Consider the following 14,505-nt stretch of genomic DNA (forward strand, 5'->3'; position numbering starts at 1 on the left):
GTTCGCGATTCCCATCACCTGATGGGAATCGTGAGCTCACCGGGGGAACGCCTCACTCACCATGGCGTGCACTCCATGGTGAGTCGGTGATGTCCAGGGTGAGTGGACCTCTCAGAGGTCGAGGGCGGTCCGGGCCTCGACCAACGACGGTCCGTACCAGGTGAGCAGCCGGCCCGACACGAGCCGCGTCGGCGCCGACGTGAACGCCTCGGGGCCGTCGTCGGGTCCGAACACGTAGGGCTCGTCGGGCAGCAGCACCAGGTCGACGTCGGGGGTGTCGACGTCGGCCAGCTCGACGTGCGGGTACCGCGAGGTCGGGTCCGGAGCCGCGCCGACCGACACCGTCCACCCGAGCCGACGCAGCAGGTCGGCGGTGAAGGTGCGGGGGCCGACGACCATCCACGGGTCGCGCCAGATCGGCACCACCACGGTGCCGCGCGCCGCCGGCACCGGGCCGCTCCAGGCTTCCTCGGCCGCGCCGAGCCAGTCGGGCACGCCCCACCCGAGCGCGTCGTCGAACAGACGTCGCAGCGACCCGAGCGCCTCGTCCACGGTCTCGATCCGGGTGACCCACACGGGCACGCCGGCCTCACGCAGACGCCGGACGTCGAGCTCGCGGTTCTCCTCCTGGTTCGCGACCACGAGGTCCGGGCGCAGCTGCTCGATCGCGGCGCGATCGGGGTTCTTGGTGCCTCGCACACGCGTGACGTCGAGGTCGGCGGGGTGGGTGCACCAGTCGGTGGCGCCCACGAGCGCGTCGGGTCGAGCGGCGGCCAGACCCTCGGTGACGGACGGCACGAGGCTCACCACGCGGCGCGCCTCGCGGGGCACGTCGACGTCGTGGCCGAGGTCGTCCTTCATCGGCGGATGCCGAGCCCTCCGCTGAGGGGGAGCGCCCAGTCGGTGCGGTCGGTGGCGATCGCGGCGTCGAGCAGGGCGGCGATGTCGTCGGGGAAGGGCGTCGGCCGACGGGTCGCGAAGTCGACGTGGACCGAGACCGCCTCCATCACGCAGGACAGCTCCTGCCGGGTGTGGTTGGTCATCAGCGCCGCGGCGTGCAGCACCTTGTCGCTGCGGTCGACGATGACCACGCTCACGCCGATCCGGTCGCCCTCGAGTGACTCGCCGAGGTAGCGCAGGTGCTGCTCCGCGGTGAACGTGGTGAGGCCCCGCTCGGTGATGTAGGTGTCCGGCATGCCCAGCTCGTCCTGGTGGCGGGCCCAGAGCGCGTGCCCGCCGAAGGTGAAGTAGTGGCCGATGTTCATGTGGCGGTTCTCGTCGAGGTGCTCCGGCCCCACCACGTGCTCGTGCACCGTCGGGAGGGCTGCGACCTGGGCGTAGGTGGGGTGCGTCGTCACCTGACCGACCGTATCGGGCGCCGAGCGCGACGAACCCCGGGGCCGCGACGTGGGTCGCGGCACCCGGGGTCGGTCCGGCTCAGCGGCCGAGGCCCTCTCGGTCGACCTTGCGGTGGAAGTGCATGCCGGCCAGTCCACCGAGCATGGCGCCGACGAGGGCGGCCGCGACCACACCGACGAGGAGCACGACGGCGGCGAGGCTCAGGTCGGACAGGTCGCTCGGGATGCGCGGGAAGGCGTTGAGCTGGTCGAGGACGTCGTAGCGGGTCCCGGCCACGGCTCCGAGGACCGCGACGACGATGGCGGCGACGACGGCCCACGCGAAGACCGCGATGCCCTGCCGGATGCCGTCGAAGCGCGCCATGCGGCCGGCCACGTAGCCGCCGCTGTAGTACGACACGAGGACGGCGACGAGCACCAGCGCGACGCCCGCCCAGCCGATCTCGTCGGCCGAGAGACCTTGGTCGGCGGCGGCATCGGTCACGTCGGTGCCCGAGACCAGGCCGACTCCCGCGCCGGCCGCGGCGACGAGGGCGGTGAGCAGCACGGTCATGCCGGTGGCGGTGACCCAGCCGAAGAACGCGCAGACGATCTTGACCCCGCCGAAGCGCTCCTTCTGCCGCTCGACGACTTCCTTGCGGTCGACGACCGGGGTGGCGCGGTCGACGTCCGCGGTCGTGTCGGCGTGCCTCGGCTCGGAGGCGGCGGGCTGGTGGTCGTGCGTGCTCATGGCGAGCTCCTTGTCATGGGGCCTGATCGACGACCGAAGGCGTGGTCACGAACGTAGACCGGGTCCCGGGGCGGCGCGACTCGATGAGCGCGCCGCCACCGTCCCGATGCTCAGGACCTGGGCGGGGGAGTGCGGTGCTCGCCCGGCGTCTCGAACGAGTCCGGGTCGACGGCGGGTCGATCGGTCACGCCGTGCTCGTCCGCGACGTGGGAGCCGTGCGTCGTCGGGTCGGCAGGTGCCTCGGTGCCCGGGGTGAGGGGCGCCTCGTCGACCGGGCTCCGGTCGGACGCGCGGTGGTCCCGCCCGGCTTCGGGCACGTCGGGGTCCAGGCGATCGGCCTCGACGAGCCGGTCCTCGGCGGCGCCCTGCACCTCGGTGGCCTCGTTCTCCAGGTCGACGGCGTGGCGCTCCAGGCGCTCGGCCTCCAGACGGGCCTCGTCGGCGTCGGCCCGCGCCACGGCGGCGCCGGCCTCGGTGTGCTGTGCGGCCACGGCGGCCTCACGCGCCTCGTCGCGGAGCGTGCCGGCCCTCTGCCGGTCCCGCTGCTCCTGCTCGAGCCGGTGGCGGCGCTTGGCCTCGGCGCTCTTGCGGGCGACCGACACCACCACGGCGAGCAGCAGCAGTGCCACCACGACGGCGACGACGATCCAGATCCAGGTGTCCATCTCGATTCCCTCCGGGTCCGCGGCCGCACCGTCGGGTGCTGGGGGGCCACGTCCTACCCCTCCTTGGTAGCGCAGATGGCGCACGGGCGCGCGTCGGGAGGGGCGCGCAGGAGGGGCTCGAGCGCCGTTCCGTGGGTCCGGGACGGTGGCGCTCGAGACCCTGCTCAGACGTTGCGCCGGTACTGTCCGCCGACCTCGAAGAACGCCTCGGTGACCTGCTGGAGGGAGCAGACGCGGGCGGCGTCCATGAGCACGGCGAACACGTTGTCGCCCTCGACCGCAGCCTTCTTGAGGCGGGCGATCGCGGCCTCGGCCTCGGTGCGGTGCGTCTCCTGGAAGGCGTGCACGCGGTCGAGCTGCGACTGCTTCTCGGCCTCCGTGGCGCGGGCCAGCTCGACCGTCGGAGCCTCGACCTCCGACTCCGGGCGGCGGAACGTGTTGACGCCGATGATCGGCAGGGAGCCGTCGTGCTTGCGGTGCTCGTAGAGCATCGACTCGTCCTGGATGCGACCGCGCTGGTAGCCCGTCTCCATGGCGCCCAGCACGCCGCCGCGCTCGTTGATGGCGTCGAACTCGGCCAGCACGGCGTTCTCGACGAGGTCGGTCAGCTCGTCGATGATGAACGAGCCCTGGAGCGGGTTCTCGTTCATCGCCAGGCCCCACTCGCGGTTGATGATCAGCTGGATCGCGAGCGCGCGGCGCACGGACTCCGCGCTCGGCGTCGTGACGGCCTCGTCGTAGGCGTTGGTGTGCAGGCTGTTGGCGTTGTCGTAGATCGCGATGAGCGCCTGCAGCGTGGTGCGGATGTCGTTGAAGTCCATCTCCTGCGCGTGGAGGGACCGACCGGACGTCTGCACGTGGTACTTCAGCTTCTGGCTGCGGTCGTTCGCGCCGTACTTCTCCTTCATCGCGACGGCCCAGATGCGTCGTGCCACCCGGCCGAGCACCGAGTACTCCGGGTCCATGCCGTTGGAGAAGAAGAACGACAGGTTGGGCGCGAAGTCGTCGATGTCCATGCCGCGCGCCAGGTACGACTCGACGTACGTGAACCCGTTGGCGAGGGTGAAGGCCAGCTGGCTGATGGGGTTCGCCCCGGCCTCGGCGATGTGGTAGCCGGAGATGGAGACGGAGTAGAAGTTCCGCACGCCCTCGTCGATGAAGAACTGCTGGATGTCGCCCATCATCCGCAGGCTGAACTCGGTGGAGAACAGGCAGGTGTTCTGGCCCTGGTCCTCCTTGAGGATGTCGGCCTGCACGGTGCCGCGGACGTTCTTGAGGGCGTACGAGCGCAGCTCGGTGTGCTCGGCCTCGGTGGGCTCGCGGCCCTCCTTCTCCCGGAAGCGGGCGACCTGCTGGTCGACGACGGTGTTGAGGAAGAAGGCCAGCACCGTGGGTGCAGGACCGTTGATGGTCATCGAGACCGACGTGGACGGCGACACGAGGTCGAAGCCGTCGTAGAGCGCCTCCATGTCGTCGAGCGTCGCCACGGAGACGCCCGACGTGCCGACCTTGCCGTAGACGTCGGGGCGCGGGTCGGGGTCGCGGCCGTAGAGCGTGACCGAGTCGAAGGCGGTGGACAGGCGGGTGGCGTCGCCGTCCTCGCTCAGCAGCTTGAAGCGGCGGTTGGTGCGGAACGGGTCTCCCTCGCCGGCGAACATGCGGGCCGGGTCCTCGCCGTCGCGCTTGAACGAGAAGACGCCCGCGGTGTACGGGAAGTGGCCGGGCAGGTTCTCGCGCCGCCAGAAGCGCACGAGGTCGCCGTGGCCGGTGAAGCGGGGCAGCGAGACGCGCGGGACCTTGGTGCCCGAGAGCGACTCCCGCGTGAGATGGGTGACGATCTCCTTGTCGCGGACCTTCACGACCTGCTCGTCGCCGGAGTAGGCCTCGACGACGGCCGGCCACTGCTCGATCTGGTCGGCGACGTCGTGCGGGACGGCCTTGCGGGCGGTCTCGAGCAGCTCGGTGACGCCCGAGGCGTCCAGGTCGGCCTCGGCGAGCTCGTTCGCGGTGGCCTCGAGGCGCTGGGCCCGGTCGGCGGCGTCGGCCAGGCGCTCGGTCTCGGCGTGGTAGCCGCGCACCGTCTCGGTGATCTCGGACAGGTACCGCACGCGGTCGGCGGGCACGACGGCCTGGATACCGCTCGAGTACCGCACGGCCACGGGAGGCAGCACGCCCTCGGCGACCGGCAGACCGCGCTCGCCCAGGGCGTCGCGCAGGTGCTGGTACAGCGCGGTCACGCCGTCGTCGTTGAAGGTGGCGGCCGACGTGCCGAAGATCGGCATGTCCTCGGGCTTCTTGCCGAAGGCCTCACGGTTGCGGACCAGCTGCCGGCCGACGTCGCGGTAGGCGTCCTTGGCCCCGCGGCGCTCGAACTTGTTGATCGCCACGACGTCGGCGAAGTCGAGCATGTCGATCTTCTCCAGCTGCGACGCGGCGCCGAACTCCGGCGTCATCACGTACATCGAGGTGTCGACGTGCGGCACGATCGCGGCGTCGCCCTGGCCGATGCCGGGGGTCTCGACGACCACGAGGTCGAACGCGGCTGCCTTGAGCACGGCGACGACGTCGTCGAGGCAGTCGGGCAGCTCGTGGGAGCCGCGGGTGGCGAGCGACCGGAAGTACGCCCGCTCCCCGTCGAGGGAGTTCATCCGGATGCGGTCGCCGAGCAGGGCTCCGCCGCCGCGGCGGCGGGTGGGGTCGACGGCGAGGACGGCGACGCGCAGCTTGTCCTGCTGGTCGACGCGGAAGCGCCGCACGAGCTCGTCGGTGAGCGAGGACTTGCCCGACCCGCCGGTGCCGGTGATGCCGAGGACGGGGGAGGGGTGCGCGGCCGCGGCGTCCTGCAGGCGCTGGCGGTCGGCGTCGGCGAGTCGGCCGGTCTCGGCGAGCGTGATGGCCCGGGCTACGGCGGAGCGGTCGCCGGCGAGCACCGCGTCGACGTCGAAGTCGCCGAGGGTGGTGAGGTCGACGTCGCAGTCGCGGACGACGGAGTTGATCATGCCCACGAGCCCGAGGCGCTGCCCGTCCTCGGGGGAGAAGATCGTGACGCCGGACTCGCGGAGCCGGGCGATCTCCTCGGGCACGATGACGCCGCCGCCACCACCGACCACGCGGACGTGGCCGGCGCCCTGCTCGCGCAGCGACTCGACCAGGTACTCGAAGTACTCGACGTGCCCGCCCTGGTACGACGAGACCGCGACGCCCTGCACGTCCTCCTCGATGGCGGCGTCGACGACCTCCTTGACCGAGCGGTTGTGCCCGAGGTGGATCACCTCGGCCCCCTGGCTCTGGAAGATGCGCCGCATGATGTTGATCGAGGCGTCGTGGCCGTCGAAGAGCGCCGACGCGGTGACGAGTCGGACCGGGTTCGACGGGACGTGGAGATCAGCCATAGGAACCACAATAGTCGGACATCCAACTAATCGTCCACCCTGGGTAGACTGACCCCATGACCTCCGTGCCCCCCACGCCGCGGCTCGCGTTCGACCCGCTGGAACGGGCCGGAGAGCTGTGGGAGGAACGCATCGGCGACGCCACGGCCATGCGGCTCGCGACGTCGATCATGCGGGTGCAGCAGCTGGTGATCGGCCGGCTCGACGCGGCGCTGAAGCCGCACGGCATCACGTTCGCCCGGTTCGAGGTGCTTCGGCTCATCTCGTTCAGCCGGGAGGGGCGCCTGCCCCTCAGCAAGATCGGCGAACGGCTCATGGTGCATCCTACGTCGGTCACGAACGCGATCGACAGGCTCGAGACGCACGGACTCGTGGTCCGCGAGCCCGATCCGGCCGACCGGCGGCGCACCTTCGCGGCCCTCACGCCCGAGGGCGAGCGGGTGGTCGAGGCGGCCACCGAGGCCCTCATGGACGTCCAGTTCGGCGTGGCCGAGCTCGACGCCGACGACCAGCAGGCGGCCTACACGCTGCTGCGGGGGCTGCGGCAGGTCGACTTCACGTGACCGCGCCGGCGGCCCCGGCGCGCTGAACCTCGACCTGCGGCTGCGTCGCCGCGGGTGCGAGCCGACCTGCGGCTGCGTTGCTCCGGCTGGGGTGGGCCTTGCTGCTGCGTTGCTGTGGCTGCGAGTGGACCTGCTCTCCGAAAGGGCCTCGACCGGCGGACGGGTCCGGGGTCGGTCGGGCTCTCGGAGCGTGGCTTCGGGGGGACGCAAGATTCTGCGTTCGTGCGTGAGGGGGCGAAGGATGCTGCGTTCGTGGTCGGATCCCGTCGTGAACGCAGCATCGTTCGGGGTTCTGCGCGCGAAGGCAGAATCCTGCGTCCGCCGGGGGCCCTCGTGCGGCGGGTGGGCAGAGATTCTCCCTTTGCGCGGACCGTTCCACGCGAAAGGAGAATCCCTGCCCCTACGGGGTCCTTTTCGTCGCCACGATTCTTCCTTCGCGAGGCACGGTCCACGAGAAGGGCGAATCGTGCGTGAATCCCGCACAGATGAAGAATTGTGGCCGCGCCCCGCAGACCCAGCCGACCCGAGACCCGCTGCTCCGGTCGAGGCCCTTTCGGGGGCCGCCCCGACTCGGAGCCACAGCGACGCAGCAGCGAGCAAGAACCCAGCCGCGCCCCGCAGACCCAGCCGACCCGAGGCCCGCGGCTCCGGTCGAGGCCCTTTCGGGGCCGCCCCGACTCGTGGCCAAAGCGACGCGGCAGCGAGCGCGAACCCAGCCAGGACCAGTCCCACCGCTCCGGTCGAGGCCCTCTCGGAGACCAAACCGACGCGGAGCCACAGCGGCGCAGCCGCAGGCGTAGACCCCGTCAGCCCGACGTCGCCTAGGGTGAGGCCCACATCGAACGAGGGGGGATCGACGTGGAGGTCGTCCACACAGCCATCGCCATCGTGCTGGTCGTCGGGCTGATCATCTGGGTGAAGGTCGACCCGGTGATCTCGCTGGTGATCGCCTCGCTCTACCTCGGCCTCGCCGCCGGGGTCGGGTTCGCGGACACGATCACGGCGATCACCGAGGGCTTCGGCTCGATCATGGCCGAGGTGGGTCTGCTCATCGGCTTCGGCGTGCTCATCGGGGCGTTGCTGCACTCGCTCGGCACCTTCCGCAAGCTCGTGCACGCGCTGCTCAAGGTCGTGGGCGCGAAGCGTCTGCCCTATGCCCTCACCGGAGCGCTCTCCACCGTCTTCCCGTCCATCTACGTCGACGTCCAGGTCGTGCTCGCCGCACCCATCGCGCGCTCCTCGGCCCCGCACATCGGCCCGCGCGGGCTCGCGCACCTCGCCGGCGCGATCGGCACCGGCATCTTCGCCGGCTACGTCTTCGTGATCCCCGGGCTCGCGGCGGTCTCGATCGCCGGACTCCTCGACGTCCCGCTCGGCACGTGGATGCTCTACGGCATCGTCCTGGGGCCGCTCACCGCCGTCATCACCACCTACCTGTTCGGGCTGATGCTGCGGGCCGGCTGGTGGAAGCCCGAGGCCGACGAGGCGGAGGACGACCCGCTCGACTACGACGACGGCGTCGAGCAGAACACCGCCGGCACCGGCCCGGGCGAGCGCGACACGCTCCACGACGTCGAGGTGCCGCTGTTCACGTCGCTGCTGCCGATCCTCGTGCCGCTCGTGATGATCGCCTTCGGCGCGTTCGCGGAGCTGCTCGACTTCTCCAACGCGTTCATCGCCTTCATCGGCAACGCCAACGTCGCCCTCTTCGTGGGACTGCTCGGTGCCTACGTCCTCGCCCGCGCGGCCGCCGGGACCGAGCGGACCGACAAGGCGCTCAAGACCGGCTTCCACACGACGGGTGAGATCCTGCTGATCACCGGCATCGGCGGCTCGCTCGGCGCCGTCATCGAGGCCACCGGGCTCGACGCCACGCTCGCCGGGCTGTTCTCGGCCAGCGAGGGCGCGGCCGTGGTCACGAGCGTCCTGCTCGCCTGGTTCATCGCCGCCGTCCTGCACCTGGCCATCGGCTCGGTCTCGGTCGCCGCCATCACCGCCGCGGGCATCATCGGCCCGGTGCTCGCCTCCATCGAGGTGGCACCGATCGCCATCGGCCTCGCGATCGCCTCCGGAGCCATGTTCGCGCTGACGGTGAACTCCAACTTCTTCTGGATGTTCAAGTCGTTGCTCGGCCTGACCACCCAGGGCGCCCTGAAGTCGATGACGGTGGTCACCAGCATCGCGTCACTCGTCAGCCTGCCGATGGTGCTGGCGATCGCCTTCGTGGTCTGACGTCCCACCGCCGAGCGCCCAGGTCCGAGCGTCAGGGGTCGACGCGGTAGCGGCCCTCCAGGAACACGTCGACGCCCTGGATCTTCGGCACGTCGATGCAGCCGCTGACCACGCCGAGCAGCACGGAGTCGGGACTGATCTCGACCTCCACCTCGTACTCGGCGGGGACGGCGTCCCGGACCCGGTCGGCCAGGTCGGACGGTGCCGGCTGGGCGAGCTCGAGCCTCGCGTCGACCCGGTGCCGGACCCGGCTCAGGTCGTCGGGGTCGCACCGCTGCGTGTCCGCCAGGCCGGCCAGCTCGTCGTCCGGTGACAGCGCGATCCGTGGACCGACCGCCTCCAGGGCGGACCGGAACGCGTCGTCGGTGCGGTCCTGCCAGCGCGCGACGCCCTCGACGTCGACGTCCGGGGAGGTGCATCCGGACGTCACCGTGACGAGAAGGACCGTCGCGGCGACGGCGCCGCCGAGGCGTCGAGGGGTCACTGCTTGAGCAGCATCGCGGCGCCGAGCGTCTCCTCCGGCACGCCCAGGCCCTCGATGAGGGTCAGCAGGTGCGGGCGGAGCTCGGCCAGCTGCTCGTTGAGCAGCTGGGTCACGGCCTTGGCGCGCTGGTCGGAGATCCGGTTGTGGGCCATGAACCAGGCGAGGTCGTCCTCGATGACGCTCAGCGCGTACAACGTGCAGACCTTGCGCAGCAGGTCGGCGGCGTCGGGGTCCTCGCAGCGCGCGATGCCGGCGGTGAACGCCTCGAGCACCACCCGGTCCACGTGCGCCCGTCCGCACCGGATCAGGTGGTCCTGAGCCTCGTTGAAGATGCGGAAGGCCTCGTCGCCCTCGGCCTTGGCGGCTCGCTGCAGCCGTCGGGCGGCGGTCTCGATCAGGTGCTGCTCACGGTCCTCGAACAGGCTCAGCTGCGTGCCGCGGTCGAGCAGGTCGTGGGCGTCGCCACCGGTGGGCGCGGCGTCGATGAGCCGCTGGATGAGCTGGCTCGCGGCCGTCCGCTCGCGGACCGTCTCGGCCACGGTCTCGGCCACGAACCGCACCATGCCGACCGCGTCGAGCCCGCCGACCTCCTTGGCGTACGACGTGAGCAGCTCCTTGCTGAGCAGCTGGAGCATCACGTGGTTGTCACCCTCGAAGGTGGTGAACACGTCGATGTCGCCGCGCAGCACCGTGAGGCGGTTCTCGGCGAGGTAGCCGGCGCCACCGCACATCTCGCGCGACTCGTTGATCGCCCGCGACGCGTGCCAGGTCATGATCGCCTTGAGGCCGGCGGCGCGGCCCTCGAGCTCGCGCTGCTCCTGCAGGTCGGGCTCCGTCGAGCGCTGCAGCCGGTCCATGCGCGAGACCTGCTGGTTCTGGGCGAACCGGTAGGCGTACGAACGGGCGATGAGCGGGAGCAGGCGGCGCTGGTGCACGCGGTAGTCCGCCAGCAGCACCTCGGGCTCGCCGTCCTGGCCGAACTGGCGCCGCTCCAGGGCGTAGCGTCCGGCGATGCTGAGGGCCACCTCGGCGGCGGCGAGCGCCGACCCGCCGACGCTGATCCGCCCGCGCACGAGCGTGCCGAGCATCGTGAAGAACCGTCGGTTCACGTCCTCGATGGGCGAGGAGTAGGTGCCGTCCTCGGCCACGTCGCCGTACTTGTTGAGCAGGTTCTCGCGCGGGATCCGCACCTGGTGGAAGGAGAGACGGCCGTTGTCGACGCCGCCGAGGCCACCCTTGTGGCGGTCGTCGCCGATCTCGACGCCGTCGCAGGTCTGCCCCTTCTCGTCGCGGATCGGCACGATGAAGCAGTGCACGCCGTGGTTCTCGCCCCGGGTGACCAGCTGGGCGTACACCGCGGCGACGGTGGCGTGGGCGGCGGCGTTGCCGATGTAGTCCTTCGTGGCCGACGGCGTGGGGGAGTCCACGACGAACTCCTGCGTGTCCGCGTCGAAGGTGGCCGTGGTCTCGAGGTGCTGCACGTTGCTGCCGTGGCCGATCTCGGTCATGGCGTAGCAGCCCACGAGGTCGAGCGAGATGAGCCGCGGGATGAGGTCGCGGTGGCGCTCGGTGCCGAGGTTCTCGACCGCGCCGCCGAACAGTCCCCACTGCACGCCCGCCTTCACCATGAGCGAGAGGTCGAACTGGGCGAGCATCTCGATGCCGGTGACGGCCATGCCCGGATCGCCACCGCCGCCGTGCTCGGTGCGGAAGCCGGCTGCGGGGACGCCGGTGTCGACGAGGCCCTCGAGCTGGCGCAGCGTCCGCTCGCGAGCGGCGTCGATGTCGAGGTCGAGGTCGTACGCCAGGTCCATCTCGGCGAGCTCCCTGCGGGACTGCTCGCGCACGTGGCGCCACTTGCCGTCGAGGGCGATGCGGACTTCTTCGGACAGGCTCATGGACGAAACGCTACTCGTGGGTCGCTTCCGCCGCAGCGGTCCGCGCGAGGTCGGTCGGCCAGGACGCCGGGTGGTGCCGTGCAGCGGGTCTCAGGCGGCCGAGACGAAGATCGCCGCCGCGGCCACGTGCCCGACGTCGAGCGTGCGACCGTCGATCCGGACCGCCAGGGTGCCCGCGAAGTCGTGCCGCTCCACGAGGTGCACACGGACCCCGAGGACGAGCCCGAGCTCGACGAGGTGGCGCAGCAGGGCCGGGTCGTCGTCGGAGACGCGCACCACGACGAGGTCGGCGGGTGCCTCGACGTCGACCAATCGGCGTGCGTCGAGCGCGGGCAGTCGGCCGTCGGCCGTCGGGATGGGGTCGCCGTGGGGGTCGAACTCGGGGTGACCGAGCCGCTCTGCGAGCCGTTCGACGAAGTCGTCGCTCACGGCGTGCTCCAGCACCTCGGCCTCGTCGTGCACCTCGTCCCACGCGTAGCCGAGGTACTCGACGAGGAACGTCTCGACGAGCCGGTGGCGGCGGACCATCGCGAGCGCGGCCGTTCGACCCGACGCCGTGAGGGTGACCGCCCCGTAGCGCCGGTGGTCGACGAGCCCCTGGGCGGCGAGCTTCTTGAGTGACTCGGAGACCGTCGAGGGCGTCACGCCGAAGCGGTCGGCCAGCGCCTTGGAGGAGATGGGGGTGTCGTCCCACTCCTGGCTCGTCCAGATGACCTTGAGGTAGTCCTGCATCGAGGAGGACAGCGCCGAGGGGGCCTGGGTCGAGGTGGAGGGGGCGTCGGGCACACGTCCAGGGTATCGGCGGACGGCCGCAGGACGGGCGTCACAAAAGTTCGGTGGACCGAACTTCCATGTTGTCCCATGCCTGGTAGTGTCTGAGGCATGGCGAACATCGCGCACTCCGGCTCCAGCCGTCCGGCACCCCGCCGGCTCACGGCCGTCGAGTCGCGCCTGCTGCGCACCGGCCTGCTCCGCACGGTGCTCTTCGTGGCTGCCTTCGTCGCGTTCCTGGCGATCGGTTCCGCCGTCTCCTGAGGCGTTGAGTGCGTTGCGTACGTCGTGGCCGGGCGTCGGCCGCGGCGCACGCGTAGCGTCCTGCTGAGTCGACCGATGGAGGACCCATGACCAGCTGGACCACGCCCGACCTCTGCGACACCCACCACCCGGATCGGCTGGTGGTCGTCCAGCCGGGTCTGCTGCGTGGCTTCGGTGGCCGTGAGGCGTTCAGCGGCGCCGTCGAGACGGTGGCCTGCTTCGAGGACAACTCGCACGTCAAGCGACTCGCGGACGAGCCGGGCGACGGGCGCGTGCTGGTCGTCGACGGCGGGGGATCGCTGCGGCGCGCCCTCCTCGGCGACGTGATCGCCGCCCGCTTCGTCGAGAACGGGTGGTCCGGGCTGGTCATCCACGGAGCCGTGCGCGACGTCGAGATCCTGCGGGACCTCGACCTGGGCGTCCAGGCGGTCGCCCCGTGCCCCGTCCGGACCGAGAAGCGCGGCCTCGGCGACGTGGGCGTCGCGGTGACCTTCGGCGGCGCAACGATCCGGTCCGGCCAGTGGGTCTACGCCGACGCCAACGGCGTGGTCGTGGCCGACGTGCCCTTGGCCTGACGGAACCACGTCGTCCAATCTCCTGCGGCAGGCGGCGACGACCCGGCAGGATGAGGTGATCGTTCGACTTCCCGGGGGAATCATGCTCGTCTCGTCACGTCACGCACTCGCCGGCGCGTCGGCTCTGGTCGTCGCACTGAGCCTGGTGGTCGCTCCCGCGGAGGCGGCGCCCTCGCGCTCGGAGGCCACGACCACCACCTGTCCGACCTCCGTCGAGCCGCCCACTGTCGTGGGCGACCGGGTCGCGGGCGCGACGCTGACGGCCTCGGTCCCGTCTGCCCCGACGGACACGGTCGGGTGGGAGTGGCGGCGAGACGGCTTCGTCCGGGGCACCTCGCACCAGCAGGTGCTGCTCAGGACCGACGCCGGGGCCACGTTCGAGGTCACCACCACGCTGACGGCACCCGACTGCGAGCCTGTCAGGTCCACGACGGACGTCGCCGTGCCGAAGGAGATCTCGGTCCTCGCCACGCCAGCGGCCATCGCGGGTCGGCCGGCGGTCGGGTCGCGCCTCACGGCGAAGGGCGACACCTACGCGCCGTCGCCCTACGCCTACACGCGGGTCGTCCGGTGGTTCCGCGGGAACCAGCTGCTCGGCACGTCGCCGTCGTACGTCGTCAGGCCTGACGACATCGCCGGCGAGGTCAGGGCCGAGGTGCGCATGACGTCGCGGTATGCCGAGGACGTCGTCAGCAGCACGGCACCGGTCGAGATCGCGGCTGGGCCGCTCACGGGCACCGGCCCCAGCATCAGTCAGGCGGCGGTCGGGGCCACTCCTGTGGTGGACCCCGGGACCGTGACGCCGCACCCCGACGACCTCGTGACGACGTACCGCTGGTTCCGCGACGGCGTGGAGGTCGCGCAGACACGCTCCCTGCCGCCCCTGGGGCCCCAGGACCATCGGGCCGAGCTGGTCGTCGAGACCACCGCGACGACCAGCGGGTACGGCACCCTCGTCCAGCGCAGCGAGCCCGTCACGGTCCTGGGCGCGGAGGCGACGCTCGCGGTGTCGTCGAACCCGCGCGCCGTCCAGGTCGGGTCGACGTCCGTCGTGACCGTACGGGGTCTTGGTCCCCGGGAGCCGTTCTCGGTGCTGCTCTCGGGCGCCGTCCTGGCGCGTGGCACGGCCTCGCCCTCGGGTACTGGCACGGCCACGATCCGTGTCCCCGCTGACGCCACCACGGCGTCGGCTCGTCTGCTGCGCGCGGTCGGCGACTGGCCTGGCCGGACCGGGGTCACCACGGTCGCGACCGGCCGTGCAGCGCGCCTCGGCATCAAGCTGGGGTCGACGGCGCCGACGCGACGAGCGAAGAACATCATCTGGGTGAGCCGTCTGCTGCCCCACGAGAACGTGACCGTCCGGATCGGCGGCAAGGTCGTCCTGAGGAGCAAGGCCTCCTCCACCGGCTCGTTCCGGTGGACCTTCGGCGTGGGGAGCAGCCTGGGCCGTCGCACACTGACGGTCACGGGCGCCGGTGCGTCGCGCACGGGAGCGACGTCCTTCGTGGTACGTCGCTGACGCGCAGGTGATACCGTCCGCCTGTCACTCGACACACAACTCCACGTGCCCGAG

Annotated in this window: 13 protein-coding genes; 5 read left to right on the plus strand and 8 right to left on the minus strand. The window is 71.4% G+C overall.

What is annotated here, in order from left to right:
* Positions 1-111: 111 nt before the first annotated feature.
* The 5 genes from RQG84_RS02005 to icmF all read right to left on the minus strand — a co-directional run bounded on the left by RQG84_RS02005 (position 112) and on the right by icmF (position 6,145).
* Positions 112-861, minus strand: coding sequence for a helical backbone metal receptor (locus RQG84_RS02005; protein ID WP_311208627.1), 750 nt, complete (start codon positions 859-861; stop codon positions 112-114).
* Positions 858-1,358 carry a thioesterase family protein gene (locus RQG84_RS02010; protein ID WP_056556506.1) on the minus strand — a complete coding sequence of 167 codons (501 nt, stop codon included), beginning with the start codon at positions 1,356-1,358 and terminating at the stop codon, positions 858-860. Before RQG84_RS02010 ends, RQG84_RS02005 begins: the two co-directional genes overlap by 4 nt.
* 79 nt (positions 1,359-1,437) lie before the next feature.
* Positions 1,438-2,088, minus strand: coding sequence for a hypothetical protein (locus RQG84_RS02015; protein ID WP_311208628.1), 651 nt, complete (start codon positions 2,086-2,088; stop codon positions 1,438-1,440).
* A 110-nt stretch (positions 2,089-2,198) separates the two neighbouring features.
* Positions 2,199-2,753 carry a hypothetical protein gene (locus tag RQG84_RS02020; RefSeq protein WP_311208629.1) on the minus strand — a complete coding sequence of 185 codons (555 nt, stop codon included), beginning with the start codon at positions 2,751-2,753 and terminating at the stop codon, positions 2,199-2,201.
* A gap of 164 nt (positions 2,754-2,917) precedes the next feature.
* Positions 2,918-6,145, minus strand: coding sequence for a fused isobutyryl-CoA mutase/GTPase IcmF (gene icmF, locus RQG84_RS02025; RefSeq protein WP_311208630.1), 3,228 nt, complete (start codon positions 6,143-6,145; stop codon positions 2,918-2,920).
* A gap of 56 nt (positions 6,146-6,201) precedes the next feature.
* Here icmF and RQG84_RS02030 point away from each other — a divergent pair, with 56 nt between their 5' ends.
* The gene (locus RQG84_RS02030; RefSeq protein WP_055963004.1) at positions 6,202-6,708 is read left to right on the plus strand and encodes a MarR family winged helix-turn-helix transcriptional regulator; all 507 of its coding nucleotides are present in this window, start codon (positions 6,202-6,204) and stop codon (positions 6,706-6,708) included.
* An 858-nt stretch (positions 6,709-7,566) separates the two neighbouring features.
* Positions 7,567-8,940 carry an SLC13 family permease gene (locus RQG84_RS02035; protein WP_311208631.1) on the plus strand — a complete coding sequence of 458 codons (1,374 nt, stop codon included), beginning with the start codon at positions 7,567-7,569 and terminating at the stop codon, positions 8,938-8,940.
* Between the two features lie 31 nt (positions 8,941-8,971).
* On the opposite strand, the gene RQG84_RS02040 is transcribed toward RQG84_RS02035, so the two are convergent.
* From RQG84_RS02040 to RQG84_RS02050, 3 genes are all read right to left on the minus strand, one after another.
* The gene (locus RQG84_RS02040; RefSeq protein WP_311208632.1) at positions 8,972-9,424 is read right to left on the minus strand and encodes a hypothetical protein; all 453 of its coding nucleotides are present in this window, start codon (positions 9,422-9,424) and stop codon (positions 8,972-8,974) included.
* Positions 9,421-11,322 carry an acyl-CoA dehydrogenase gene (locus tag RQG84_RS02045; protein WP_056556489.1) on the minus strand — a complete coding sequence of 634 codons (1,902 nt, stop codon included), beginning with the start codon at positions 11,320-11,322 and terminating at the stop codon, positions 9,421-9,423. Before RQG84_RS02045 ends, RQG84_RS02040 begins: the two co-directional genes overlap by 4 nt.
* Before the next feature lie 90 nt (positions 11,323-11,412).
* Positions 11,413-12,108, minus strand: coding sequence for a metal-dependent transcriptional regulator (locus tag RQG84_RS02050; protein WP_311208633.1), 696 nt, complete (start codon positions 12,106-12,108; stop codon positions 11,413-11,415).
* Between the two features lie 96 nt (positions 12,109-12,204).
* Here RQG84_RS02050 and RQG84_RS02055 point away from each other — a divergent pair, with 96 nt between their 5' ends.
* The 3 genes from RQG84_RS02055 (at position 12,205) to RQG84_RS02065 (ending at position 14,451) form a co-directional block, all read left to right on the plus strand.
* A complete protein-coding gene (locus RQG84_RS02055; RefSeq protein WP_156366770.1) occupies positions 12,205-12,357 on the plus strand; it encodes a hypothetical protein in 153 nt (50 codons plus the stop codon).
* An 86-nt stretch (positions 12,358-12,443) separates the two neighbouring features.
* Entirely contained in the window at positions 12,444-12,932 is a 489-nt protein-coding gene (gene rraA, locus RQG84_RS02060; RefSeq protein WP_055963023.1) for a ribonuclease E activity regulator RraA, read from the plus strand.
* A gap of 82 nt (positions 12,933-13,014) precedes the next feature.
* Entirely contained in the window at positions 13,015-14,451 is a 1,437-nt protein-coding gene (locus RQG84_RS02065; protein ID WP_311208634.1) for a hypothetical protein, read from the plus strand.
* Positions 14,452-14,505 lie beyond the last annotated feature (54 nt).

This window comes from Aeromicrobium sp. WCS2018Hpa-31, from assembly GCF_031843905.1.
In the GTDB taxonomy this organism is placed as follows: Bacteria; Actinomycetota; Actinomycetes; order Propionibacteriales; family Nocardioidaceae; genus Aeromicrobium.